The sequence below is a fragment of the Sulfitobacter sp. HI0040 genome (assembly GCF_001634885.1).
Lineage (GTDB): Bacteria > Pseudomonadota > Alphaproteobacteria > Rhodobacterales > Rhodobacteraceae > Sulfitobacter.
Genome location: NZ_LWEX01000402.1, coordinates 1 through 232, shown reverse-complemented (window position 1 = coordinate 232; position 232 = coordinate 1). Strand labels below are relative to the sequence as shown.

1 pseudogene is annotated in these 232 nt (G+C 65.1%); it reads left to right on the top strand.

What is annotated here, in order from left to right:
• Window positions 1–232: pseudogene (locus A3728_RS16550) on the top strand (metallophosphoesterase family protein); the annotation flags it as partial.

Genomic DNA, 232 nt, shown 5'->3' with positions numbered 1-232 from the left:
ATGCCGTCATCCATGGTGGCGTGTCCGAGGTCGCGCGCTTCATCTGGCCAAGTTCTTCCGCCCGGCTGTTCGAGGAGGAATGGGACGCCACCGAAGCGGCCATCGGCCCCGTCGATCATATCATCGCCGGTCATTGCGGTCTGCCGTTCGAACGGGAATGCAGGCGCGGGCGGTGGATCAACGCCGGAGTGATCGGGATGCCCCCGAATGACGGCGGCGCGAATACGCGCTA